The organism is Klebsiella michiganensis (assembly GCA_000963575.1).
GTDB classification, from domain to species: Bacteria; Pseudomonadota; Gammaproteobacteria; order Enterobacterales; family Enterobacteriaceae; genus Cedecea; species Cedecea michiganensis_A.
Map to the genome: position 1 here is coordinate 2,727,155 of CP011077.1, position 24,945 is coordinate 2,752,099.

Genomic DNA, 24,945 nt, shown 5'->3' on the forward strand with positions numbered 1-24,945 from the left:
GCACATAATGCGGTAGCAACCATCCGCCACTGGACGCATGCCTGAGGTTCTTCTCGTGCCTGATATGAAGCTTTTTGCTGGTAACGCCACCCCGGAACTAGCACAACGTATTGCCAACCGCCTGTACACCTCCCTTGGTGACGCCGCCGTCGGTCGCTTTAGCGACGGTGAAGTAAGCGTACAAATCAACGAAAATGTACGCGGTGGTGATATTTTCATCATCCAGTCCACCTGTGCCCCAACGAACGACAACCTGATGGAACTGGTTGTTATGGTTGATGCCCTGCGCCGCGCTTCTGCAGGCCGTATCACCGCTGTTATCCCTTACTTTGGTTACGCTCGTCAGGACCGCCGCGTGCGCTCCGCTCGTGTGCCAATCACTGCGAAAGTCGTTGCTGACTTCCTCTCAAGCGTAGGGGTTGACCGTGTTCTCACCGTGGACCTGCACGCTGAACAAATCCAGGGCTTCTTTGACGTCCCGGTAGACAACGTCTTCGGTAGCCCAATTCTGCTGGAAGATATGCTGCAAATCGGCCTGGAAAACCCAATCGTGGTTTCCCCGGACATCGGCGGCGTGGTTCGTGCCCGTGCTATCGCTAAGCTGCTGAACGACACCGATATGGCTATCATCGATAAGCGCCGCCCGCGCGCTAACGTTTCCCAGGTTATGCATATCATCGGTGACGTGTCCGGCCGTGATTGCGTCCTGGTTGACGACATGATCGATACCGGCGGTACCCTGTGTAAAGCAGCGGAAGCGCTGAAAGAACGCGGCGCAAAACGCGTATTCGCCTATGCAACTCACCCAATCTTCTCCGGTAACGCGGTACACAACCTGCGCAACTCGGTGATCGACGAAGTGATTGTGTGCGATACCATCCCGCTGTCTGACGAAATCAAAGCCCTGCCAAACGTCCGTACCCTGACCCTGTCCGGTATGCTGGCAGAAGCAATTCGCCGTATCAGTAACGAAGAATCTATCTCTGCGATGTTCGAGCACTGATAGACGTTGCTTTTAAAACCCGCTGCGGCGGGTTTTTTCGTTTTTGAACGACTCTTTTTCAATGCCTCCTTCACCTGCCTGAACGACAGATGATGCGCTCACGGATGGAATCACAAGTGAAAACCGTATCTTCTTCTCACGTCATGCCTTTCCGCGCCCTGATTGATGCCTGCTGGCGCGAAAAGTACACCCTGTCCCGCTTTAGCCGCGACGCCATTGCCGGCGTTACCGTTGGGATCATTGCTATTCCTCTGGCTATGGCGCTGGCCATCGGCAGCGGCGTCGCGCCGCAGTACGGTTTGTATACGGCCGCCGTCGCCGGGATTGTTATCGCCCTAAGCGGTGGGTCGCGCTTCAGCGTCTCCGGCCCGACAGCGGCTTTCGTGGTGATCCTCTACCCGGTCGCACAGCAGTTCGGTTTGGCGGGGCTGCTGGTGGCCACGCTGATGTCCGGCATATTCCTGATCCTGTTTGGACTGGCGCGCTTTGGCCGGCTTATCGAGTACATTCCGCTGTCGGTGACGCTGGGCTTTACCTCCGGGATCGGGATAACTATCGCCACGATGCAGGTGAAGGACTTTTTCGGCCTGACGCTGGCGCACGTACCGGAGCACTATCTTAATAAAGTGGCCGCGCTGGCGATGGCGATGCCCACCATGAATATGGGCGATGCGGCGATCGGCATCGTGACGCTGGCGGTGCTGATTGTCTGGCCTCGGCTGGGAATTCGCCTGCCGGGACATTTGCCTGCGCTTCTGGCAGGCTGCGCCGTTATGGCGATTGTCACCTCGCTGGGCGGTGAAGTGGCCACTATTGGCTCCCGCTTCCACTACGTGCTGGCCGACGGCAGCCAGGGCAACGGCATTCCTCAACTGCTGCCTCAGCTAGTGCTGCCGTGGGATATGCCCCATTCAGACTTTACGCTGAGCTGGGACTCGCTGAGCGCCCTGCTGCCTGCCGCGTTTTCTATGGCCATGCTGGGGGCCATTGAATCGCTGCTTTGTGCGGTGGTACTGGACGGCATGACCGATACCAGGCACAACGCCAACAGCGAGCTGGTCGGCCAGGGGCTGGGGAATATTATTGCCCCATTCTTCGGGGGCATTACCGCTACCGCAGCGATTGCCCGCTCCGCCGCTAACGTGCGCGCCGGGGCAACCTCGCCGGTTGCCGCCATTATTCACTCGCTGCTGGTGATCCTTGCCCTGCTGGCGCTCGCCCCTCTGCTTTCCTGGCTGCCGCTTTCGGCGATGGCCGCCCTGCTGCTGATGGTGGCATGGAACATGAGCGAGGCGCATAAAGTCGTGAACCTGCTGCGCCGCGCCCCGAAAGACGACATCATCGTCATGCTGATCTGCATGTCGCTGACCGTGCTGTTTGACATGGTGATAGCCATCAGCGTTGGCATTGTGCTGGCGTCGCTGCTTTTCATGCGCCGGATTGCCCGTATGACCCGCCTCGCACCGCTTAGCAATGTGAATACCGCCGAGGATGTGCTGGCGCTGCGGGTCACCGGGCCGCTGTTCTTTGCCGCCGCCGAAGGGCTGTTCGTTCAGCTAGCCCAGCAGGTGCCGGGTCATCGGGTGGTTGTTCTGCAGTGGGATGCTGTGCCGCTGCTGGATGCGGGGGGGCTGGATGCCTTCCAGCGGTTTGTGGAAAAAATGCCGGAAGGCTGTGAGCTGCGGGTGACAAACCTCGAATTCCAGCCGCTGCGCACCCTCGCGCGGGCTGGCGTTAAGCTGATCCCTGGCCGTCTTGCGTTCTTCCCGGACGTTCAGGCAGCACTGGCCGCCGACTAGCGGCCAGTTCAATACTACTGCCCGGCTTCACGCCGCCGCCGGCCGGTCACGCTTTCGCGGTTCACGCCCCAGTTGTCGGTTTCAACCTCATCGATAACCACAAAGGTGTCGGCGGGCTTTTTGTTTAACACCTGCTCCAGCAGGTCGGTGACGCCCTCAATCAGCGCAAGCTTCTGCTCTGCGCTGACCCCTTCCCGGGTGACGCGAATATTAACGTATGGCATAGCAATTCTCCCGTTACCAGATACCAGCGGTACTGCCGCCGTCAACGGCCATCACCGTGCCGCTGACAAACTGCGAATCCGTCAGGTACAGCACGGCGTTTACCACATCCTGCACGGTGCCCGTCCGCCCGCTCGGCGACAGCGTGCTGAGAAAACCTACCGAGCCGGAATAATCCGCGTGCAGCGGCGTTTCGATAATGCCAGGCGCCACGGCGTTAACCCGCACATTGTCCGCCGCCAGCTCTAAAGCCAGCGCCCGGGTGGCCTGATTCAAACCGCCCTTCACCATCACCGGCAGCAAAGCCGGCACCTTGACGTTGGGCTGCATGGCCACGCTCGCCGTGATGTTCACAATATGACCCGACTTGTTTTTACTCATATGGCTGGCGGCAAGCTGGGACGGGAAGAGGAACCCTTTCAGGTTGGTGTTAATCAACGCGTCGATATCCTGCTCGCTGTATTCGCTCGCCGGTTTCGGGATAAAGATCCCGGCGTTATTGATCAGAATATCAACGCGGCCAAAAGCGGCGATAGCCTGCTTAAACAGCGTTTCTGCGGTTGACTTCAGCGCGATATCTCCGCCCACCGGCAGGAAATTGGCCGGGTTGCCCAGGCTTGCCGCCGCCGTTTCTAAGCGCTTCAGCGTGCGGCCATTGCCGACGACATTGTAGCCGCGAGCCAGATAAGCCTGCGCGATAGCCAGACCAATGCCGCTTGAGGCGCCGGTCACAATAACGGTTGGGGTTGAGTTCATACTGTGCTCCTGTGGGTGAATGTGGAGCTCACTATACTTATGACATAATGACCGATAAATTAGCCATCCGTAACATGACAAGATACCTGATGTAATAAATAAAAAGGGAGCACCCGCGATGAAACGCCACTTCGAAGAGATGCAGATCGGCACGCTGGAGCTGTTTTGCCAGGCCGCAGAACAGCTCAGCTTCAGCGCGGCGGCCAATGTTATGGGGATCACGCCCGCGGCGGTCAGTCGCTCTATCGCCCGCCTTGAAGAGCGTTTGGGCGTGCGCCTGTTCGTGCGTACAACCCGCCAGATAAGGCTGACGGAAAGCGGTGAGCGCTACTTCAGCCAATGCCAGCAGGCACTGCAGCAGCTCAGAGAGGCGGAGCGGGAAGTGACCGGCGCACAGATTGAACCTGCCGGCGTGCTGCGAATAAGCCTCCCCACGCCCTATTCTCATTATCGCGTGCTGCCGCTGCTGCCGGAATTCAGGCAGCTCTACCCCCGCGTGTCGGTGCAGGTGCACATCAGCAACCGCAACATCGACTTTGCCGATGAAAGTTACGACATTGCCATTCGCGGCCGTTCCCCTGCGGATTCCTCTTTGATTGCCCGCAAACTCGAAGACGCCGAGCTGATTACGGTCGCCTCTCCGGCCTATTTAGCCCGGGCGGGAATACCGAAAACGCTGGATGACCTGAATCAGCACGAGTGCATCCAGTTCGAACTGCCGAGCACCGGGCGAAAAGTCCCCTGGACATTCAGCATCGACGGCAAAGACACCGATATTTTTACCAGCGGCGGCTTTACCTGTGCGGAGGATGTGCTGGGCATTGTGACGCTTGCCAGAAGCGGCGCGGGCCTGATCCAGACCTACCGATTTATTCTGGAGCAGGATGTCGCCGAGGGAACGCTGGTTGAGGTGCTGCCCGAGTACGGCGGCACCTCCCGGCCCTTTATTTTACTTTACCCTCACGCCCGCCATCTCTCTCTGCGGGTCAGGAGCCTGGTTGATTTCCTGGTCCAGCGGCTTGGAACATAGCGCCGATGGCCTGCTGCAGCCAGGCCAGCACCTCCGGCGTCATCCAGGTGCCTTTAGCCAGCGCAGGTTCGTTCGCCATTGCGGTGCGGAACTTTTGCTGCGTCTGCGGCGACTGGCCGGCAAAAGACTGAAACAGTTCCAGCCAGCGGCGCGCAAGCTGCTGCGCCTGGTCTGAATCAGGTTTCACGCCCTGCGCATTGGCCTGACGCACAGCGGCCACCAGCGGCGGCCACTCCTGCATACGGTCGAAATAGTGGCGGCGGGTGAAGGCAAACTCCTCATCGTTCAGGTAGCGCCGGTAAATATCCAGCTTGCTGTGGCCAAATGCGTGGGTCACGTATTCTGTCAGCGCCGGAGTGATCCCTGTCTGCCGGGCCATGTCCGGCTCGGCCTGGTGCATTCTGTTCAGCCGAACCAGAAAGTCAGGCTCCCCCGCCGTGTCACGCTCCAGCATTTCCATCCAGTGCGTGGCCAGCCGCTGCGCCCGCTCATTCTCTGGCGGAACGCCCTGGGCATGAAGCCCGGCCACCTCCTCCACAAGTTGCTTCCATTCCTCGTCACGGCGGCTATCAGGCTGCGCAAAAGGCAGGCGCCGTAACTCTTCTTTTGAAAAATAGCGATCGTACATCGTCATTAACTCCAGCGTAGTCAGCCATTCCTCGAGGTCAGGTTCTGCGCCGCTGCGCAGGGTTTCACGCAGCGTAACCAGCCGCTGTCGCAGCACGGCGATTTCAGCCAACTGGCCATCCAGCATGGAGATCTGCGAATCCAGGATCTCCTGGAGCGACAGCGCCTGACGCTCAAGACAGTCGCGCACCTCACTCAGGCTCATACCCATCCGGCTCAGCGCCTGAATGTGGTGTAACCTGGTGATATCCTGCCGGTTATACAGTCGATAACCCGCCGCGGTGCGGGCAGAAGGCAGCAACAGGCCCATGGCTTCATAGTGGTGTAGCGTTCGTACTGTGATGCCAGCACGCTTTGCCAGCTCCCCAACTTTGAACAACATGTCCTGCTCCTTTTGGCTTCTGCTGAGATGGAGTGTGCAGCCTCACGTTACGTGAGGGTCAACCCGCTAAGCATAAAAAAAACGGCCCCTGAAAAGGAGCCGTTTCTCAAAATCTGCTAAATATTAGCTATGGCGATGATGTTCATCCCGGCGGCAGCGTTTATCGTAATGGCGTACCCACCAGTAACGGTCACACACCTGCTCACGTCCGCCAACACGCGCCCCGGCAAGCCAAAGTACGGCCCCGACGAAGATGCTCAGCACGGCACCGTGGGCGAAAAACTGCGGCAGGTTTAGCTGCGGGAGCTGGTTCAGAATCGAATAGCCCACGCCGACCACCATCACAACCAGTCCCAATCCCATGAGGACATTACCGAGTAACGAAGCGTTTCTGCGTTTCATATGTCACCTCCGCAAAATTACGGGTCGGTGGGGAACATCCCCTCTCCTTGTGACTAAAGTATAGACAATGTCCCTAATGAGCGTGTGCGTGAGCGATCACAATTACGAACGAAAGACCTACAAAAGTTTACAAATAAGCGCCTGAGTTGCTTGAAATTCTAATGGTTCAGATCATCAACTATTCAAGAATGTGTCGGCGCGGGGATTGCGCTTTGTCAACGTCGCTGTGGCGCAGTAAACTACGCGGCTGTGAACGGTTTTCAGGAATTTAAACGTGAGCATCAAATTAATTGTCGGCCTGGCAAACCCAGGCGCTGAATATGCAGCGACCCGCCACAATGCCGGGGCCTGGTATGTGGATTTACTGGCCGAGCGCCACAATCAGTCGCTGAAAGAAGAAGCGAAATTCTTTGGCTATACCGCCCGCGTTAATCTTGGCGGAGAAGACGTCCGTCTGCTGGTTCCGACCACGTTTATGAACCTCAGCGGGAAAGCCGTTGCCGCTATGGCCACTTTCTTCCGCATCGCTCCGGACGAAATTCTGGTGGCGCACGACGAGCTGGATCTGCCGCCGGGCGTGGCGAAATTTAAACTTGGTGGCGGCCACGGCGGGCACAACGGCCTGAAGGACATCATCAGCAAACTGGGCAATAACCCAAACTTTCACCGGTTACGCGTGGGGATTGGCCATCCGGGCGATAAAAACAAAGTTGTCGGCTTTGTGCTCGGCAAACCGCCGGTCAGCGAACAGAAGCTGATCGACGACGCCGTGGACGAAGCGGCGCGCTGCACCGAGGTCTGGCTGAAAGAAGGCCTGACCAAAGCGACCAATCGTCTGCACGCCTTTAAAGCACAATAAACCGGCTCTCCCCGCGCCAGGAAAGGATTTCCACGCCCGCTGGCAGCGGTTTAAGTGTATAATAGGCAAAGTTATCTACATTTTTTCAATGAAAACGTTAAAGCTCATTGATTATCAAGCAATTAAGGTGATTTAAACCATGGGATTCAAATGCGGTATCGTCGGCTTGCCGAACGTTGGTAAATCCACGCTGTTCAACGCGCTGACCAAAGCAGGTATTGAAGCGGCTAACTTCCCGTTCTGTACCATCGAGCCGAACACAGGCGTTGTGCCAATGCCGGACCCGCGTCTGGACAAGCTCGCCGAAATCGTTAAACCGCAGCGTATTCTGCCGACCACCATGGAGTTCGTGGACATCGCCGGCCTGGTGAAAGGCGCGTCTAAAGGTGAAGGCCTGGGCAACCAGTTCCTGACCAACATCCGTGAAACCGAAGCTATCGGCCACGTTGTGCGCTGCTTTGAAAACGACAACATCATCCACGTAAACAATAAAGTGGATCCGGCTGACGATATCGACGTTATTAACACCGAGCTGGCGCTGTCTGACCTGGATACCTGCGAGCGCGCGATTCACCGCGTGCAGAAGAAAGCCAAAGGCGGCGACAAAGACGCTAAGGCCGAGCTGGCGGCGCTGGAAAAATGCCTGCCGCAGCTGGAAAACGCCGGTATGCTGCGCGCGCTGAAAAATCTGACCGAAGAAGATAAGGCTGCAATCAAATACCTGAGCTTCCTGACCCTGAAGCCAACCATGTATATCGCCAACGTTAACGAAGACGGTTTTGAAAACAACCCGTACCTCGACAAAGTTCGCGAAATCGCCGCAGGTGAAGGTTCCGTTGTGGTTGCCGTATGTGCTGCCGTCGAATCCGACATCGCCGAGCTGGACGACGCCGACCGGGAAGAGTTCATGGCCGAGCTGGGTCTGGAAGAGCCGGGCCTGAACCGCGTGATTCGTGCAGGCTACGAGCTGCTGAACCTGCAAACCTACTTCACTGCTGGCGTGAAAGAAGTCCGCGCGTGGACCATCCCTGTCGGCGCCACCGCTCCGCAGGCGGCGGGTAAAATTCACACCGACTTCGAAAAAGGCTTCATCCGTGCGCAGACCATTGCCTATGAAGACTTCATCACCTTCAAGGGCGAGCAAGGTGCGAAAGAAGCCGGCAAAATGCGCGCCGAAGGTAAAGACTACGTCGTGAAAGACGGCGACGTGATGAACTTCTTGTTCAACGTCTAACCCCTTCGTGTGCCATAAAAAAATCCACGCTCGAGCGTGGATTTTTTGTTTTAATAATACGTTAAGTAAAATTTTTAAACTTAATCTAAATTAGCTGCAGAATAAGTTCAGTGAATAGATTTAAATATTCTCGGCAGCGCACCATTAAAATTCATCATAGATAAACCGTCAGGTTCATTTCATTCTAAGTCAGGTATCGCTGGTATCTACATCCTGCAAGGTACTACGTCACGTATATATCTATATCACCAGGCCATCGTCGTTGCTGTCAGTCAAAAACACTGCCAGGGCAAAGCTTGACGTCTTCAGTCTTCCAGGTAACGATTTTTTCACTGGTATCTATGTCTTTAACAGAAACAGAATCACCGGCATATAAGGAACCAGTAACTACAATATCGTAGTTATGGTTAGGCTGAGGTATAAAATTGGCATATGTCCAACGGCTCGCATAATGTACAACATCGATCAACTGCCCGGGCTTTATCGTAAACTCATTTATAAACGGACCGCTTACATTTTGCGATGCAGGCATATCTGCAAGTCTCTTGTTCCCGGTTACCGGGATGCCAATCAGGGCAAAACCTGAAGTAATACGTCTTTCCAACACTTTTTTATAACAGCCGCTGGGCTGCTTTTCATAGAACTGCAATGCCGTGTTGCCCATAGTGCTGGCGCGTATGCGGGCTGCATCCGCCCCTTTATAGTCTTCCAGTGCGGGCCGGAAGCCGGCAGTGCATCCGCTAAGAAGTATTGTCGCTATTCCAGTAGCTATAATTTTTTTATACATTTCTGAACCGTTATATTAATTTGAGTTAAGTGCAAGATCTTATAACATCACTATTTGTGTGTTTCATCTATCGAGACTTGTAGTTATTAACAAACCAGAATCTGACGCCTGGCACATTAGCACAACTGAGTTATATCATGCTACTAAGGTATATTACTTAATAAATACCCCAGAACATTGAGACCGAAAACCAATCCAGCAATAGAGCACCATATATAAAGCCAGTGAAGTTGAATGTTCTACAAACGTAATGAGTAACCTGACAATAAAAAATCCACGCCGAAGCGTGGATTTTTTTACAACAAAGAAGAATCAGCGAGTCGCGCTATTCGGGTAAACCGTCGCCGCCGGCAGCGAGCGTTTATCCAGACGGTGCAAGCCATAATAGATAATGGCGGTGCCAAACCAGCCGATGATCCACGACACATCGTTGCCGTCGAAGAGCCATGTCAGCGAGCCATGGAACAGCGGGTTCTCAATAAACGGTAGCTGAATCAGCACCCCGACGATATAGACGCCAATACCAAACAGGTTCCAGCGGCCATAGCGCTTGTCGGCGTCAAACAGCGCGGGAATATCTACGGCTCGGGACGAAATAAAAAAGTAATCGGTCAGGCTGATGGCGCTCCACGGCACAAAGAAGGCCAGCAAGAACAACAGAAAATGCGTGAAATGTTTCAGGAATGCCGGTTCACTCAGCAGCGCAATGATGCATGAAGCCGCTACCATCAGTACCACAAACAGAACGCGATTCTTCTGGCTCAGGGCGACCTGCTTGCGGAATCCGGACACAATGGTGGTCAGCGACATAAAGCTGCCGTAGGCGTTCAGGGTAGTAAAGGTGATTTTGCCGAAGCAGATAGCAAAATAAATCAGCATCGCCATGGTTTCGGTTTTGCCCAACCCCACAATATAGCCGACCTCGTGGCCGGAAAAGGCGCTCCCGGCAATGGCGGCGGTAATAACGCCCAGCGTCATGGAGGCCTGAGTCCCCAGCACGGTGCCGCTAAACACCGAGAAAAACACCTTCGGGCCAGACACGTCCCGCGGGAGGTAGCGCGAATAGTCGGACACATAAGGGCAAAACGCAATTTGCCAGGAAGAGGACAGCGACACCGCCAGCAAAAACATCGGCATGGAGAAATGATTATTTTGCAGGATGGCCGTGAGATCGGTGTTAAACAGCAGCGACCCAAACAGCCAGGCAAAGGCCAGCACGCCAACAATACTGGCGACCTTCCCGAGCTTATGGATCACGCGGTAGCCGAGCACGGCAATGACGATGATGATGGCGCTGAACAGAACCATCCCGCTGACATCGCTGATTGACAGCAAATGCGCCATCGCCTGCCCCGCCAGCACGGTTCCGCTGGCAGAAAACCCGATATACATAATGCACACCAGCACCAGCGGAATGACTGCCCCGTAAACGCCAAACTGCGCCCGGGAGAGGATCATCTGCGGCAGGCCAAGTCTCGGCCCCTGCAAAGCATGGAAGGACATGATCGATGCCCCCAGAATCTGCCCCACAAACAGCCCCACCAGCGACCAGACGACATCGCCGCCCAACACAACGGCCAGCGCGCCGGTAACAATCGCGGTGATCTGCAAATTGCCCCCGAACCAAAGGGTAAACTGGCTAAAAGGATGCCCGTGACGTTCCCCGTCCGGGATGTAATCGATAGATCGGGTCTCGCTCAGACGTGAGCCCTTTTTTGACTGTTCTTCTGTGGATGAAAAGGAAGACATAACGACCTCGCTAAACCTGATTGAACGCCGGAAACCCACCACACATCAAATGATCACTCATGTATATACAAGCAAAAGACGCAAACCACACCCTGCTGATAATGAATTTGCGAACTAAGTTGTAGATTTTATGTAACCAAATTGATGTGCAGATGTACCAATATGAAAAACTGATGGCTACCGGGCGCGGGAAGGCCAGCCCGAACGCTGGTGAGAGGGTTAACGTTGAGGGAAAACGGAAAATTAAGGCCGAATATTTAGGCCAAAAAAACCCACGCGCACGGTGGGTTTCTTAGATGATTGCCTGCCAACCTGCCTCGGCCACAGGCTGAGTAAAATCGGGGATTACAGCCCGGCTGGACGCGGAACTTCAATATAGTTCCCGTCGATATCCTTCTGGTAATAACTCCCGTTACGCACGTAATAGCGTTTCCCGTTGTAATCCAGCACGCTGACGCCAGAGTTGATGCTGGACGGCGTCTCTACCCGAACGTACTCCGCCCCCTGACGCTGGTAATAAATCCCGTTGACCACATAATAGGTTAACCCGCCAACGATAATGGCCGTGGCAAGCCCCGGCAGTACGGTGAGGCGTGGCCCTGCATAGAAATAATGCGGCCCCGGGTAATAGCGTGGGCCAGACCAGAATCCCGGGCCATGGCCAAACCAGGGGCCTGGACGCGCCTGCGCCAGCGGCGGCACAACAATCAGCGCAGACATCACCCATACATACAGAGACTTTTTCATCTTAAACACTCCTGACCTGCGGCTGAACGCGAGCTTTAGCCCGCTTTAGGTCGATTATAGTCCCGCCGCCTCAGGCTTTTCCGTACAGGGACGGTAAATCCCCGAAATCTCCACAATCCCGCTTTTGGCGTCTTAATTTATCCTTAGATGTAAAAAATCCACGCAAAGCGTGGATTTTTTTTATCTGCAGGAACGCCGGCGTTTTTTATTCGAAACAAACGTCAGGATTATCCGCCAGGGAAATAAAGGTTTTGCTGTTTTTATCCAGGGTGCGAATTTCACCGCTTTCGATATCGTACACCCAGCCGTGCAGCCGCAGGCCATTGTTGCGCAGCCCAACCGCGACGGAAGGATGCGTTTTAATGTTGTTCAGCTGCGCGATAACGTTTTCTTCAACCATGGCGTTGACCTTGTCGGTCTCATTATTCCAGGTTTTCTTTTCCACGACCGCTTTTGCCGCATCGGCATAGTGCAGCCAGTGCGCAACGGCCGGCATCGGATCCAGGCACTGGCAGGAGGCGATAGCTTTCATCGCGCCGCAGTTAGAGTGCCCGCAGATAACAATATCGGTTACGCCAAGGGCAACAACTGCGTACTCAATGGTCGCAGAAACGCCGCCCGGCTCCGGGCCGAAAGAAGGCACGATATTGCCGGCATTACGAATAACGAAGAGCTGCCCCGGTTCTTGCTGAGTCACCAGCTCCGGCACCAGACGGCTGTCGGAACAGGAAATAAAAAGCGCTTTAGGATTTTGGCTGGACGCCAGGCTGCGAAAGAGCTCTTTGCGCTGCGGAAAAATCTCTTTCTGGAAGTTAAGAAAACCTTCGATGATATGTTGCATAGCACGTTCTCTTGTTCTGTAGTGACCCCGACATGATAGAGATCACATTGCGTTAGTCCAGTCCCAACGCGCCAAAAGGTCGCTTTTTCTCTCCCGCTAAACCAGAACAAATCCACATCCTTTGTGGATCTATTCCGGCTTACTGGCGGCTAATGATTAGCTGCATCGCGTTTTAATCGCCGAGACATTTCTCTCGAGGTTCGCCGGATCGTATTCCGCCAGCTGAAAATTAAAACCTTGATTTCTCTTTAAATCCAGACGCTCCGGGCGCAGCATATTCGGGTTGCTGTCAACGTCAAACAGCTTAGCAATATGCCCCGGATCGATTCGGCCATGTGCCATGTTCATAAAATGCGTGTTGATATCGTTCAGCGATACCGGATGCGAAGCTTTCTTGCTCATCCAGTCATCAAGGCGCAGCGGGCGCGTCGCCCCATCCCCTAAATCAGACTGATACAGGAACGCATCGCGCCTTGGTTTTGCGCTTGCCGGCAGATCAATCACATAGGCGTGCCCCATTCCTGCATCATTCACGCGCAATATGAAATGCTTATGGGCGGGTAAATTGGCAAGCTGTTGCTGAAGCTGAGGCAACGACATTGTGTGCCCGTGTTCAAAAGCGTAGCTGAAATGGTCGGTGTCGAGGAAAAGCTTCATCACGTTATTCGCCGTGACGCCGCAAACAGGCTCGTTAATGCGTTTGCTGCTGCCCAGCATTGCCTCAACTTCATGTTTAGGCATTCCCCACTCCCGGGCCGTATTTGAAATATTATCGTCTATCGCTTTCAGCAGCGCCGAAGGGCTTTTATGGTGAATTGGCACCGAATTGTCATCGCTGTTAAGCAGCACGTTGGCTCTCAGGTTTTTGCCGCTTAGCTTCGCGAAATCCTGCACCAGGCGGGTGGAGGGGTTATTCACGCTACGTGAAGACGAAGCCGTGGCCGACGTTCTGGCAGTGCGGCTTGACTGGCCGCTTTGTGCCTGCAGGCGCGGATCTGACTGTGTAGGACGGAAAGTATTAAGGATGTTTCTCATCGGAGGGTATTCCACTCGTTGGGCAATTGAGGCTGAGTGGTAGCGGTGACGCACAGGTTCCCCCGCCGGGGTAAAAAACCCACGCCGAAGCGTGGGGGCAGGATTATTTCAGGTTCAGAGGATGGGTTGATTTCGGGCTGATATTGTCCGCCCGGAGATTGACCTTCTTCGTCTCTTCTTTATCAAACGGGGTACGTTTCTCATCGGTCAACTGTGCCGCAACGTAAGTCTGAACATATTCGGCGTTATGGGTCGCCCGGCTGGTTTCCACGCTCGCCAGATTGCCCTTTTTGAACTCCAGCGCGGTCTGAGTGGTCGTTTCTTCACTGATCACATGATAGGTGTAGTTTTGCGACGATTTCAGTCCCGTGAGCTCCAGTTTTGCGCCGGGGACCAGTGACTCATGATAGCTGGCCTTGAGGCTTGCCTTCGTGCTTTGCACCAGCTTGCTCAGGTCACCTTTTCTGTCGGTGCTGGCCTGGGTCGACTGGCTAAAGTCATAGGAAAAACTGTCGTTTTCCTCAGGCTTGTAAGGGTTGGAGGCCGCGTCCGCCTGCTTGAACGACGCGGTAAAGTCCGCCAATCCGCTCAAGTAAGAGCGTGCCTTATCCTCCGCAGAAAAAGTAATGGTTTGCTGAATCCCGCTGGTTTTCGCCTCGTTCGAGCCGTAATCGCTATTCAGCGCGTGGAAGGCACTTTTAAACAGGGCTAGCTGGGCTTTGTTGGCGTGGCCGCGGGATCCTGCCCCGTCCAGCTGTCTCTCATAGGCGGAAAGCGCCTGAGTCTGCTGACTTTTGCTGCCCAAGGTCCCCGGGGTGCTGAGATCCGTAGTCAGGTTAAACGTCGCGTCGGCATCTTTATAGCTTAATGCGCGCTGGGTGCTATCGCTCTGGAAATGCAGAGACTGGATTGAGCTGCCGGCCTGGCTAACATCGGTGTTCAGCTCCACGGACTTGAACAGCTTGCTGTCGACGTTGAGCAATCCACCGATTTTTATCGCCGGTGGCTTCTGCGCCAGGCCATCAAGTGCATTCTGGAAACCATCCGCAAGGCCCGAGATCGCCGCCACGTCATCGTCGGTCAGGTCGCCTCCGCTGGTCTGAACTTCCGCGACCAGGCCTTCAGACTGACGGGATAACGAAATGCTGACCTTAACGCCGCTTTGTGTCTCAATATTCAGTGCGACCGCGCTGTCTTTGTCCTGAACGACGTTGCCATCTGCGGCGGCGGCCGCAGGCGAGGCTACCGCCAGAGAGAAACCTTTCGGGTTATCTTTCAGCGCCAGCAGAAGCTCTTTGCCCAGCCCCTGGAACGCGACGGAGGTCGGTTGCGAAAGCGTGGCTCCCATCAGCATGGATAAATTGCTGTTGACGCCGGGAGTAGTCGCCCGAAGTTTCTGGGCACCAAACGAGTAAATAGCGCTAATGTTGTCGCTCGCCCCGCTGAGGGTGACGCGCGTTGAGGACTGAATCGCCGGGGCCGGTACCACCGGAGCTTTAACCTTTGCCGTAATATTTGCCCCCATCAAGGGAACAGAAAAACCAATGCTGCCAATCGGACCTGTCATTTAATTCATCCCATTATGTTGGTCTGCAATGAATATCGGCCTGATCGGGGTTTACTTGAGTGAAAAAGCATCCACGGACAAACACGCCTAACGCAGCGTATAGCCACCATCGCAATAAATAGTACTGCCGGTAATATTCTGATTATCCAGTAGAAAAAGCGCCGTTGCGGCCTGTTCGTCTACGTGTCCCGGGCGGCCATTTAACGCCAGACTGTTCCAATATTGGTAGGCCGGCTCACGGACTTCCGCCGGGCGGTTACGCCAAAGTTCGCTGTCGGTGGTGCCCGGCGACAGGCAGTTTACCCGCACCGGCTTCAGTTCCACCGCCAGGCCTCGCGCCAGCCCCTCCAGCGCCGCATTGCAGGCAGCATAAGCGGGTGCCCCGATGGGGCGGGCAGAGGCCGCGCCGGACATCAGCACCACGGCAGAGGAAGCCTGCAGATTGGGAAGCGCTTCATAGACGGCCCAATATTGTGACCAGAATTTTGCCTGAAACAGCGCTTCTGAGGTGGCGGTATCGCCGTCGCGGAAATCGCCAGTTTGATAAGAGGCAGCCGGGGTAAACAATCCCGCCAGCGGCCCGGCATCCGCAAAGAAAGCCCTGAGAGACAAACGGTCAGTCACGTCTACCCTTTTGCCTGCGGCATTTTTGCCAAGCCCGGCTACTGCCGCCTGCAGTTTTTCCCCCGACCGACCGCCGATAAGCACGCTGTCTCCGCGAGAGGTCAGCTTGCGGGCGAGCGCCAGCCCGATGCCAGAGCTGCCGCCCAAAATGGCATAACGCGTATTGGCCATGATTTTCTCCTCGTGAACGCGCAGGCCAGCATTAAAACCCGAAAGCACAGAGGAGGATAGCGCAATAGCAGATATGCATTTTCACCGGGTAACTAACGCGTTAGTTGCTTTAGCACCTGTGCGAAACCGGCTTTGATCTCGGCGTCTTTTTCATGCCGCCCTTCGCGTATCACCCATTTCCCGCCGGTCATCACCTCTTTAATCGGATTAGAGGCGCAGGCAAAAATCCAGCGGTTCAACAATTCGCTGTCTTTCGCCGTCGCCAGGAACGGATCGTTGCCGTCCAGCACCAGCCAATCGGCTCTCGCCCCCACGGCCAGCTCGCCAATGTTTTGCCCCAGCGCCATGCGCCCACCGCGCAGTGCCCCCTGATAAAGCACGTTGCCGACATAAGGCTCCGTCTCAAGGTGCAGCAAGTTACGGCGGCGGTTATTCAGGCGCTGGCCGTATTCAAACCAGCGTAAATCCTCGCTGACGCTGACGCTGATGTGGCTGTCTGAGCCAATTCCCCAGTTGCCGCCCTGCTGTAGAAACGCCTGCCCGGGGAAAATGCCGTCCCCGAGATTCGCTTCTGTGGTCAGGCATAGCCCGGCAACCGCGCCAGAATCAGCCATAAGCTGCGTTTCGCTGTCGGTGATATGGGTGGCATGAATCAGACACCAGCGCTCATCGACAGGCATATTTTCATACAGCCACTCCACGGGGCGCAGCCCGGACCAGGCGAGGCAGTCCGCCACCTCTTTCTGCTGTTCGGAGATATGAATGTGAACCGGCTGCGGCTGCGGCTGACTTTCGAGCACAATACGCATCTGTTCCGGCGTAACGGCCCGCAGCGAATGGAAGCATAAGCCGGCGCGTTGCATCGGTTCCGGGGCAAGTGCAGTGGCGATGCTGTCGTACAGTTTCAGGTAGCTGTCAGTATCATTAATAAAGCGGCGCTGCCCCGTGGATGCGGGCTGCCCTCCAAAGCCGGAATGCGTGTACAGCACCGGGAGCAGCGTCAAACCAATGCCGACATTTTTTGCCGCCAGGGAGACGCGCAGCGCCAGCTCCGCAGGCTGCGCGTAGGCCTTGCCGTCAACATCATGGTGCAAATAGTGAAACTCGGCGACCGAGGTATAGCCGGCTTTTAACATTTCGATATACAGATAGCTGGCGATGGTTTCCAGCTGTTCCGGGGTGATTTTGCCCACCAGACGGTACATCAGATCCCGCCACGTCCAGAAGCTGTCTGCCGGGTCGCCAACCACTTCCGTCAGCCCCGCCATCGCCCGCTGGAATGCGTGCGAATGCAGGTTCGGCATCCCCGGTACGACAATGCCGTCCAGGCGAATATCGTTGGCATCCGGCACGCTGTCGTACGCCAGTGAATGAATTACGCCCTCGGGCGAAACGCCCAGTTTGACATTCTCCGCCCAGCCCTGCGGCAGAAGCGCTTTCGCCGCGAAATATACCGCCATATCAGCACCCCGGTTCGATGTTAATCAATTGTATATACATGCATGTATATATACATCCAAATAGGGGTAGAGTAAACTTTAAAGGATACCCGGGCGAGGAATGATGAATGGCACAAAACGACGTTTTTAAAGCAGCGGCAGAGACCGACAATCTGGACCAGCCGGCCCCCTACTATGAAAGGGTCAAAATCATTATTAAGACCAATATTCATAGTGGACTATGGCCAGTAAACTACCGGGTTCCTTCCGAAAGCGAACTGGTGAATCAGTTTGGCTACAGCCGCATGACTATCAACCGCGCCCTGCGCGAGCTGACCGCCGAAGGCCTGCTGGTGCGCATGCAGGGTATCGGTACTTTCGTCGCCGAAGTCCGCGGGCAGTCCGCCCTGCTGGAAATCAATAATATTGCCGACGAAATAGCCAGCCGCGGGCACCGCCATCACGCCCGCGTGCTGGAGCTAACCCAGGTGTATGCCGATGCGCAGCAGGCAATGGCCTTCAACTTACCCAAAGGCAGCCGCCTGTTCCACTCGCTGATTTGCCACTACGAAAACGGCGTGCCGGTGATGCTGGAAGACCGCCTGGTGAACTCGCTTATCGTGCCGGATTACTTCCAGCAGGACTTCACCCGTATCACGCCCAACGCCTATCTCTCCTCCATCGCACCAATCGTTGAGGGAGAGCATATTATTGAGGCGGTGAACGTCCCTCGCGAAGAGTGCGTCTATCTGGAAATCGACGAGCACACGCCTTGCCTGCAGGTGAATCGCCGCACCTGGACCGGGCGACAGAACAAAAAAATCGTTACCAGCGTGCGCCTGGTTTACCCGGGTTCACGCTATCGGCTCGAAGGAAGCATGCACAAATGATCCAGCTTCTGCCCTACGAGCAATGCCCTGACATGCCCTGGAAAAACGGCCAGGGCGTCACGCGGGAAATTTACCGCTTCCCGGCTACGGATGGCTATGACTGGCGTATTTCGGTGGCAACGATCCGCCATGACGGCCCCTTCTCTCTTTTTGCCGGCTATCTGCGTAATATCAGCGTGCTGGAAGGTGAAGGCATGTATCTCACCGTTGACGGCGAGCCAGGCGCGCTGATCCCGCGGTTCCAGGCAACTGATTTTAGCGGCGACAGCGACGTCTCCTGCGCTATTGTCGGCGGGCCGCTGCTGGACTTTAACGTCATCTATAAAGCAGCCACCACACAAGCAACCGTAAGCTGGCTGCGGGAAGGAGCCTGGGCGCACCAGCAGGGTACGCAACTGCTGTTTAATGCGGGTGACCGGCTGGAGGTTGACGTCAACGGGGAGCAACACATTTTGCAGCACTACGACAGCCTGCTGCTTAGTGAACCGGCCACGGTCCGCGTGCTGCCCTCTGCCGCCTCCCTCTTCGCGCGCGTCACCCTTACGGTATAAATATAAACCGGCAGACTGGCTGCCGGTTTTACGTTGCTGACCAAGAGGGCAAAAGCGTGGTTTTTCCCTCTTGGTGGTTATCAGCCGAAAATCAATGAATTGATTTTCCAGTTTTTTTAACGAGCCCTCTGGTATTTTTTCTATCGTCAGAGGTTTGTCATCCGTCTAAAACCGGCAGACTGGCTGCCGGTTTCGTCTTTATTTCACTTCATCGGCCCTTAAACTCAGGCGACTGTTTAGCCTTAAACGCCGTCAGCCCCGTCGCCCGATCTTCACTGTCGGCGATTAACGCCGAGAGCGATCGTTCATAGGCCACGCCCGCGCTCAGCGGCATTTCGTAGCTCGCCGCCACGGCTTTTTTAATCATCATCGCGGCCAGCGGCGCGGCTTTAGCGACCTGATTTGCCAGCACTAACGCCTGCTCTTCAAGTGAATCCGTCACCCGGCTGACTAGCCCGGCACGCAGCGCTTCCTGCGCGTCAATTCGTCTGCCGCTCAATAACATGTCCATTGCCAGCGACTTGCCCACGGCTCGCACCAGCCGCTGCGTTCCCCCCGCACCGGGGATAATACCGATGTGGCTTTCCGGCAGGCCGAAGACCGCGCTTTGATCGGCGATAATAATGTCGCACAGCAGCGCCAGCTCAAGGCCGCCGCCGAGGGCATAGCCGGACACGGCGGCAATCAGCGGAGTTTCAATGCCCGCCACCCGATCCCACTTCTCGCTAAACCCGCTGCGCCACAGCGTCGTCGCCGAAGCAGACGCCAGCGTGCCGGTATCAGCCCCGGCAGAAAACGCCCTGGGAGAGCCAAGCAAAACGATCGCCCTGACGTCCGGCCGCCCGTCCAGCTCGGTTAAGGCGCCGAGCAGCTCATCAAGCATCTCACCCGTGAGCGCGTTGTACTTCTGCGGCCGGTTGAGCGTAACCACGGCAACCGCGCCGTCAACGCGAGAGAGAATATCACTCATGTTTCTCTCCCCCGGTCAGCTGTCTGACGATTTCATCCCGGTGGCGCATGCCTGCCGCGGCGGTCTCTGCAGTCCAGGCATAGAAGCCTTCCCCGCTTTTCGCACCGAGTTTGCCGTCGGCCACTTTGGCTTTCAGCCACGCGGGGAGTTCACCGCTGTTATCCAGCGCGGGCAGTAAAATACCGGCCACTTTTTCCACCGTATCCAGCCCGGCGAAATCCATCAGCTTCATCGGCCCCATTGCCGCCCAGCGGGGAGCCAGCGTGCGCTGCACCGCCCGGTCTACGTCCTCCACGGACCCGATGCCGGCATCCACCAGGTAAAGGGCCTCGCGCAGCATCGCGTACTGCAGCCGGTTGATAATAAACCCCGGAATATCCTGGTTGACGACGATAGTCTCTTTCCCCAACTGCTGGCAGATATCCCGCACGCGCTGGCAAATGTCATCCCCGGTGTGCTCCCCGCGCACAATCTCGATCATCGGCATGGTATCCGCCGGGTTAAACCAGTGCATGCCGATCAGCCGCTGCGGCTGGCTCAAGGATGAGGCCAGCAGCGTGATGGACACGCTTGAAGTGTTCGTCGTTATTACGCACTCCGCGCTGACCAGCCTCTCGACATCTTTGAGGACCCGCTGCTTGAGCGCCACGTCCTCAGCAACGTTCTCAGAAACCAGGTCGGCGTCACTCAGGCAGGCCTCAAAAGAGGTGGTGAATTCCACGCATTCTCCAGCGCCGAGCGAGGCCACAATGGCCCGCGCTTTATCGATCGTCGACTCAGAGCGCGACCACAGACTCACCCGGTAGCCCGCCCGCGACATCACCACGGCGATACGCGCCCCCATTGTTCCGGCCCCGACTACCGCAACTTTCTTTATTTGCACCATTTACCTTCCCCGCCGCTTAAATTACGCCCTGCGCCTTAAGTTGCGTTAGCGTTGCCTCATCAATAGCCAGCAGCTCTCGCAGCACGCTTGCCGTATGTTCGCCCAGCGCAGGGGGTACCAGCGCAGGCTCTGCTTTCATGGCGCTCATTTTCACCGGCTGAGGGACAATAGAGATATTGCCTGCCGTCGGGTGCGTCACCTGCTTAACAAGCTCGCGTTCTCGCGCATAATCACTGGTCAGAATCTGGTCGAGGCGCAGCACGGCTGAAGCAGGGACGCCTGCGTTGTCCAAAATGGCCTGAGCATCGTGAACCGTTTTATCCGCCAGCCAGCGTTCAATTTCTGCCCTCAGCGGCCGCTGGTTCGCCAGCCGCAATGGGTCGGTGAGATACAGCGGGTCGCCTGCCAGCTCGGGCTTTTCCATCGCCGAGCAAAGCTGGCGGAACAGTTTGTCGTTGGCGACCGCAATAACAATATGGCCATCCTGAGCCGGATAACTGTCCATCGGGGCGCTGATAGGATGGGCATTACCCAGCCGCCCGGCGGAGGGTTGCCCGCCAATCCACTGGGTCAGAGAAACCATTTGCATCGTTACCATGGTGTCGAGCATCGACACATCAAGGTGCTGCCCTTTGCCGCTGATCCCGCGCTGCAGCAGCGCCGCGAGCACCGCCCAACTGCCGTACAGCCCGGCCACAACATCCCCAATGGCGTCCCCCACGCGGGTGGGTTCCCCTTCTGCCCAGCCGGTGACCTGCATAATGCCGCCGTAGGCCTGCACGATATGGTCATAAGCGGCTTTGTGGGCCATTGCTCCTTGCTGCCCAAACCCGGAAATACTGGCGTAAACCAGCCGTGGGTTGATTTCCTGCAGCGTCGGGTAGTCGATGCCAAGGCGTTTTGTCACTCCGGGACGGAAGTTCTCCACCAGCACGTCGGCCTGCGCCACCAGTTGCTTAAGAATGGCTAACCCCTCAGGCGCCTTTAAATCCAGGGTGACGCTTTTTTTGCCGTGGTTAAGCTGCATGAAGTAGCTGCTTTCCCCGCCGATGTGCGGGGTGAAGCTGCGGGAGTCATCCCCACTGCCCGGCATCTCAATCTTGATGACTTCCGCACCCAGATCGTTAAGCAGCGAGGCGCACCACGGGCCGGCCAGCACGCGGGATAAATCAAGCACTCTGACACCTTTCAGCGGCTGCAAAGCTTCACTCATGTTCGGACTCCTCAACCAGGGCGAGCAGCCGTTGGCTCAGCTCACCTTCTGCAATCAAATCACGCACGGCGTGCATATCCGGGTAGAGCGCTGTGTCCGCCTCACGGAACGGCACGCGTTCACGCACCATGCCCAAAGTTAATTCCGCGCCAACCGAGGCGCGAAGCGGACGGTGAAACTCCAGCGCCTGGCTGGCACACAGCAGTTCGATGGCAACAATATCCACCGCGTTGCTCACCGCCTGCATGGCTTTGCGCGCCGAAGAAACGCCCATACTGATATGGTCTTCCTGCCCGGCGCAGGTGGTAACGGTATGCACGCTCGAAGGCGCAGCCAGGCTGCGGTTATCCCCCGCCAGCGCGGCAGCGACGTAAGGCGGGATCATCATCCCGGAGTTCGCACCGCTTCTGCCAACCAGGAACGCAGGCAGGCCGCTAAGATGCACGTTGGTAATACGATCTGAGCGCGCCTGAGATGCGGTGCTGACCTGGGCAATGGCCACAGCCAGAGAATCCAGCGCCAGCGCCAGCGGGGCGCCGTGGCCGTTGCCGCCGGGCAGGATCGCCAGCGCATCGTGTTCTATAAGGAAGACCGGGTTATCGGTAACCGAATTCAGTTCAATAGTCACAATCTGGCGGCAGTGGGCAAGCTGGTCGCGCACCGCGCCGTGAATTTGCGGGATACAGCGCAGGCTCAGCGCATCCTGCACCCGGTGGTCGCGGTAGCGGGCGAAGATCTCGCTGCCGCTCAGCAGACGACGAAGAATCGCGGCAGTTTTCTGCTGCCCGTCGTGTGGCCGCAGGGCATGCAGGCGGGCGTCATAGCCCCGGGTATTCCCCTTCAGCGCCTCCAGACACATGCCGCCGGCCATATCCGCCACCGGCAGCAACCGCTCAAAATCATGCACGGCCAGGCACGCCAGGCCGGTGATTTCATAGGTGCCGCTGATCAGCGCATGGCCTTCACGCGGGCCCGGAACTCGGGGAGAGATGCCCGCCTTTGCCAGCGCCTCGGCGGACGGCAGAAGCTCCCCCTGATACCAGCACTGCCCTTCGCCAAACAGCGACAGCCCGATATGCGCCGTCGCAATTAAATAACCTACCGAGCCGCTGGCCGGCGACCACGGCGTAACCTGCCGGTTAAGCATTTCGGCCATGCGTTTCGCCAGTTCAGCGCTGACGCCGCTGTAACCCTGCAGCAGCGATTTCAGCATTACCGCCATCATTGCGCGCACTTCACGTACGGACAAATCTGGCCCCATCCCGCAGGCGTGGCTGCGCAGCATATTGAGCTGTACGCTGGCTATCTGGTCGGCGGAAAGGCGTTCCGTGACCAGGTCACCTACCCCGGTGGTCAGGCCGTAGATCACCTGCCCTTCATCTATTGCTCGTCGAATATACCCGCTGACGTGGTCCATATTCGCCAGGGCTTCGGGAGCCAGTTCGACCGGCGCCCCGTCGGCGATACGCACCAGCTCGTCGATGCTGGTTTGTGCTCTGCCTAAGGTGACGACCTGATGGGCGTGTGCGGTGGAGCCAGTTTGTCTTGTCATCGTGCGCCCTTACTTGCTCAGGCCATGTTTAACCAGCCACTGATGCGCGACGTCATCGATGCTGGCAAATTCGGCAAGCTGCCCGTTCATAGCAATCAAATCTGCGGTGGTTAACTGCGCAGACACTTTGTTCAGCGTGTTCTCAATGGTCGGGTTCAGCGTGGTGGTGGCCACAATCGGAACAATGTTTTGTGCCGCAAACAGGTTTTTCGGATCGCCCAGCGCCACCAGATGGTCCTTCTGAATTTCCGGCGTGGTGGAGGTTAAATCCGCCGCCTGGATTTGATTATTTTTCAGCGCGGTCAGCGTCAGCGGGCCAGCCACGTCCAGCACTTTGAAACTCTTAAAATTCAGGCCATACACTTCTTTCAGCCCCGGCACGCCTTCGTGGCGGGTTTTCCATTCTGCCGGGCCGCCCAGAATGAGCTCTGCCGCATGCGGTTTCAGATCTTCAATGGTTTTGAGTTGGTACTTATCTGCCGTTTTCTTAGTGACGGCGATAACATCGCTGTTTTGCGCCACGGCGGTGTTCAGCATCTTCACTTTTGCCGGGAGCTTCGCCGCCAGCGCGGTTGCCACTTCGTCTGAACTGTGCGCCGTATTATTGGCGTCCAGATAGCTCAGCAGCGCGCCGCTGTACTCCGGGATAACGTTAATGGAGCCGTCCAGCAGGGCCGGAATGTAAACTTCGCGGCTGCCGATGTTGAGCTTCTTCTCCACCGGGATGTTTTGCGCTTCCAGCGCCCCGGCGTAAATCGTCGCCAGCAGTTGGTTTTCCGGGAAATCAGCCGAACCGATAATCACCTTCTGCCCCGCATCTGCCGCCCACGCGGAGGAAACAACAGACAGCATCGCGGCACTCAACAGCGTCAAACAACGTTTCTTCATATTCATCGCTTTCACCTTGTGTAATTAACGGGCTCAACATCACTGGGTTTTGATACGTCGGGAAATACCGTGGGAAACCACGTACTTCACCGAAAGGGAAAAGAACACATCCACGAGCAGCGCCAGAATGGCAACCAGCACCGCGCCGGCGGTCATCTGGGCAAAATCGTTCGCCGCGCGACCGTCGATAATCAACCGGCCCAGGCCGCCAAGAGAGACGTAGGCCGCGATGGTGGCGGTAGAGATTATCTGCAGTGTGGCGCTGCGAATGCCGGACAGAATTAACGGCGTGGCACAGGGCAGCTCAACCTGAGTCAGCACCTGGAACGGCGTCAGGCCAATACCTTTGGCGGCGTCGTGAACGCTTGGGTCAACGGAGCGGATACCCGCATGAACGCCCAGCGCTATCGGCGGCAGGGCGAGCACCACCAGCACGATAATGCACGGCAAAATAAAGGCCATGTCCGACTCGAAGTACCCCGCCATCAGAATAACCAGCAGGATAATCAGGCCAAACGACGGCAGAGAGCGCAGCGCGTTGGTGGTACCAATCAGCAGCGCTTCCCCTTTGCCGGTATGACCGGTGTAGCAGCCCACCGGAAACGCAATGGCTATCGCTATCGCCAGCGCCACCGCGCTGTAGCCGATATGCTGCGCCAGCAGCGGGAGAATACCGTCATCGCCATACCAGTGGCTGAGCGTAAAGAACCAGTCAGACATA

The 24,945-nt window shown here is 56.6% G+C and carries 25 protein-coding genes; 7 read left to right on the forward strand and 18 right to left on the reverse strand.

Annotated elements, in window-relative coordinates; translation table 11 throughout:
* Nucleotides 1-37 precede the first annotated feature (37 nt).
* Together VW41_12675 and VW41_12680 are read left to right on the forward strand one after the other, a co-directional pair.
* Nucleotides 38-1,003, forward strand: a complete 966-nt coding sequence (locus VW41_12675; GenBank protein ID AJZ89823.1) for a ribose-phosphate pyrophosphokinase — start codon at nucleotides 38-40, stop codon at nucleotides 1,001-1,003.
* A gap of 116 nt (nucleotides 1,004-1,119) precedes the next feature.
* Complete coding sequence (locus tag VW41_12680; protein ID AJZ89824.1) at nucleotides 1,120-2,802, forward strand: transporter; 1,683 nt, start codon at nucleotides 1,120-1,122, stop codon at nucleotides 2,800-2,802.
* Nucleotides 2,803-2,816: 14 nt separating this feature from the next.
* On the opposite strand, the gene VW41_12685 is transcribed toward VW41_12680, so the two are convergent.
* Entirely contained in the window at nucleotides 2,817-3,026 is a 210-nt protein-coding gene (locus VW41_12685) for a 4-oxalocrotonate tautomerase (GenBank protein AJZ89825.1), read from the reverse strand.
* 13 nt (nucleotides 3,027-3,039) lie between these two features.
* Nucleotides 3,040-3,780 (reverse strand): 3-oxoacyl-ACP reductase, encoded by a 741-nt coding sequence (locus tag VW41_12690; GenBank protein AJZ89826.1) that lies wholly within the window; start codon nucleotides 3,778-3,780, stop codon nucleotides 3,040-3,042.
* Between the two features lie 118 nt (nucleotides 3,781-3,898).
* Between VW41_12690 and VW41_12695 the strand changes: the two genes are divergently transcribed.
* Nucleotides 3,899-4,810 (forward strand): LysR family transcriptional regulator, encoded by a 912-nt coding sequence (locus tag VW41_12695; protein AJZ89827.1) that lies wholly within the window; start codon nucleotides 3,899-3,901, stop codon nucleotides 4,808-4,810.
* On the opposite strand, the gene VW41_12700 is transcribed toward VW41_12695, so the two are convergent.
* Nucleotides 4,767-5,819 (reverse strand): MerR family transcriptional regulator, encoded by a 1,053-nt coding sequence (locus VW41_12700; GenBank protein ID AJZ89828.1) that lies wholly within the window; start codon nucleotides 5,817-5,819, stop codon nucleotides 4,767-4,769. The genes VW41_12695 and VW41_12700 overlap by 44 nt on opposite strands.
* 123 nt (nucleotides 5,820-5,942) lie before the next feature.
* A complete protein-coding gene (locus VW41_12705; GenBank protein AJZ89829.1) occupies nucleotides 5,943-6,221 on the reverse strand; it encodes a hypothetical protein in 279 nt (92 codons plus the stop codon).
* Between the two features lie 274 nt (nucleotides 6,222-6,495).
* Between VW41_12705 and VW41_12710 the strand changes: the two genes are divergently transcribed.
* Nucleotides 6,496-7,080, forward strand: coding sequence for a peptidyl-tRNA hydrolase (locus VW41_12710; protein AJZ89830.1), 585 nt, complete (start codon nucleotides 6,496-6,498; stop codon nucleotides 7,078-7,080).
* Between the two features lie 139 nt (nucleotides 7,081-7,219).
* Nucleotides 7,220-8,314, forward strand: coding sequence for a GTP-binding protein (ychF, locus tag VW41_12715; GenBank protein ID AJZ89831.1), 1,095 nt, complete (start codon nucleotides 7,220-7,222; stop codon nucleotides 8,312-8,314).
* 268 nt (nucleotides 8,315-8,582) lie between these two features.
* On the opposite strand, the gene VW41_12720 is transcribed toward ychF, so the two are convergent.
* From VW41_12720 to VW41_12755, 8 genes are all read right to left on the reverse strand, one after another.
* Nucleotides 8,583-9,101, reverse strand: coding sequence for a hypothetical protein (locus VW41_12720; GenBank protein ID AJZ89832.1), 519 nt, complete (start codon nucleotides 9,099-9,101; stop codon nucleotides 8,583-8,585).
* Nucleotides 9,102-9,413: 312 nt separating this feature from the next.
* Nucleotides 9,414-10,850 (reverse strand): sulfonate ABC transporter substrate-binding protein, encoded by a 1,437-nt coding sequence (locus tag VW41_12725; GenBank protein ID AJZ89833.1) that lies wholly within the window; start codon nucleotides 10,848-10,850, stop codon nucleotides 9,414-9,416.
* Between the two features lie 345 nt (nucleotides 10,851-11,195).
* Entirely contained in the window at nucleotides 11,196-11,597 is a 402-nt protein-coding gene (locus VW41_12730; protein ID AJZ89834.1) for a hypothetical protein, read from the reverse strand.
* Nucleotides 11,598-11,802: 205 nt separating this feature from the next.
* Nucleotides 11,803-12,438 carry a carbonic anhydrase gene (locus VW41_12735; GenBank protein ID AJZ89835.1) on the reverse strand — a complete coding sequence of 212 codons (636 nt, stop codon included), beginning with the start codon at nucleotides 12,436-12,438 and terminating at the stop codon, nucleotides 11,803-11,805.
* A 156-nt stretch (nucleotides 12,439-12,594) separates the two neighbouring features.
* Nucleotides 12,595-13,425 (reverse strand): cell division protein, encoded by an 831-nt coding sequence (locus VW41_12740; protein ID AJZ91957.1) that lies wholly within the window; start codon nucleotides 13,423-13,425, stop codon nucleotides 12,595-12,597.
* A 151-nt stretch (nucleotides 13,426-13,576) separates the two neighbouring features.
* Complete coding sequence (locus tag VW41_12745; GenBank protein ID AJZ89836.1) at nucleotides 13,577-15,040, reverse strand: hypothetical protein; 1,464 nt, start codon at nucleotides 15,038-15,040, stop codon at nucleotides 13,577-13,579.
* 87 nt (nucleotides 15,041-15,127) lie between these two features.
* Nucleotides 15,128-15,835, reverse strand: a complete 708-nt coding sequence (locus VW41_12750) for a short-chain dehydrogenase (protein ID AJZ89837.1) — start codon at nucleotides 15,833-15,835, stop codon at nucleotides 15,128-15,130.
* Between the two features lie 92 nt (nucleotides 15,836-15,927).
* Entirely contained in the window at nucleotides 15,928-17,295 is a 1,368-nt protein-coding gene (locus tag VW41_12755; protein ID AJZ89838.1) for an N-formimino-L-glutamate deiminase, read from the reverse strand.
* A gap of 107 nt (nucleotides 17,296-17,402) precedes the next feature.
* On the opposite strand from VW41_12755, the gene VW41_12760 reads away from it, so the two are divergent.
* A complete protein-coding gene (locus tag VW41_12760) occupies nucleotides 17,403-18,164 on the forward strand; it encodes a histidine utilization repressor (protein ID AJZ89839.1) in 762 nt (253 codons plus the stop codon).
* Nucleotides 18,161-18,715 carry a hypothetical protein gene (locus VW41_12765; GenBank protein ID AJZ89840.1) on the forward strand — a complete coding sequence of 185 codons (555 nt, stop codon included), beginning with the start codon at nucleotides 18,161-18,163 and terminating at the stop codon, nucleotides 18,713-18,715. Before VW41_12760 ends, VW41_12765 begins: the two co-directional genes overlap by 4 nt.
* Nucleotides 18,716-18,923: 208 nt before the next feature.
* Here the strand turns inward: VW41_12765 and VW41_12770 are convergent, their stop codons facing one another.
* Genes VW41_12770 through VW41_12795 form a run of 6 tightly spaced genes read right to left on the reverse strand, consistent with a single transcriptional unit; the run spans nucleotide 18,924 to nucleotide 24,944 of the window.
* Nucleotides 18,924-19,685: an enoyl-CoA hydratase gene (locus tag VW41_12770; protein ID AJZ89841.1), complete on the reverse strand. Its 762-nt coding sequence runs from the start codon at nucleotides 19,683-19,685 to the stop codon at nucleotides 18,924-18,926.
* Nucleotides 19,678-20,571: a 3-hydroxybutyryl-CoA dehydrogenase gene (locus tag VW41_12775; GenBank protein AJZ89842.1), complete on the reverse strand. Its 894-nt coding sequence runs from the start codon at nucleotides 20,569-20,571 to the stop codon at nucleotides 19,678-19,680. Before VW41_12775 ends, VW41_12770 begins: the two co-directional genes overlap by 8 nt.
* Nucleotides 20,572-20,587: 16 nt before the next feature.
* Nucleotides 20,588-21,784, reverse strand: a complete 1,197-nt coding sequence (locus tag VW41_12780; protein ID AJZ89843.1) for an acyl-CoA transferase — start codon at nucleotides 21,782-21,784, stop codon at nucleotides 20,588-20,590.
* Entirely contained in the window at nucleotides 21,777-23,336 is a 1,560-nt protein-coding gene (locus tag VW41_12785) for a histidine ammonia-lyase (GenBank protein ID AJZ89844.1), read from the reverse strand. The genes VW41_12780 and VW41_12785 overlap by 8 nt, the downstream gene beginning before the upstream one ends.
* Before the next feature lie 9 nt (nucleotides 23,337-23,345).
* A complete protein-coding gene (locus tag VW41_12790) occupies nucleotides 23,346-24,230 on the reverse strand; it encodes a glycine/betaine ABC transporter substrate-binding protein (protein ID AJZ89845.1) in 885 nt (294 codons plus the stop codon).
* Between the two features lie 33 nt (nucleotides 24,231-24,263).
* Nucleotides 24,264-24,944: an ABC transporter permease gene (locus VW41_12795; GenBank protein AJZ89846.1), complete on the reverse strand. Its 681-nt coding sequence runs from the start codon at nucleotides 24,942-24,944 to the stop codon at nucleotides 24,264-24,266.
* Nucleotide 24,945 lies beyond the last annotated feature (1 nt).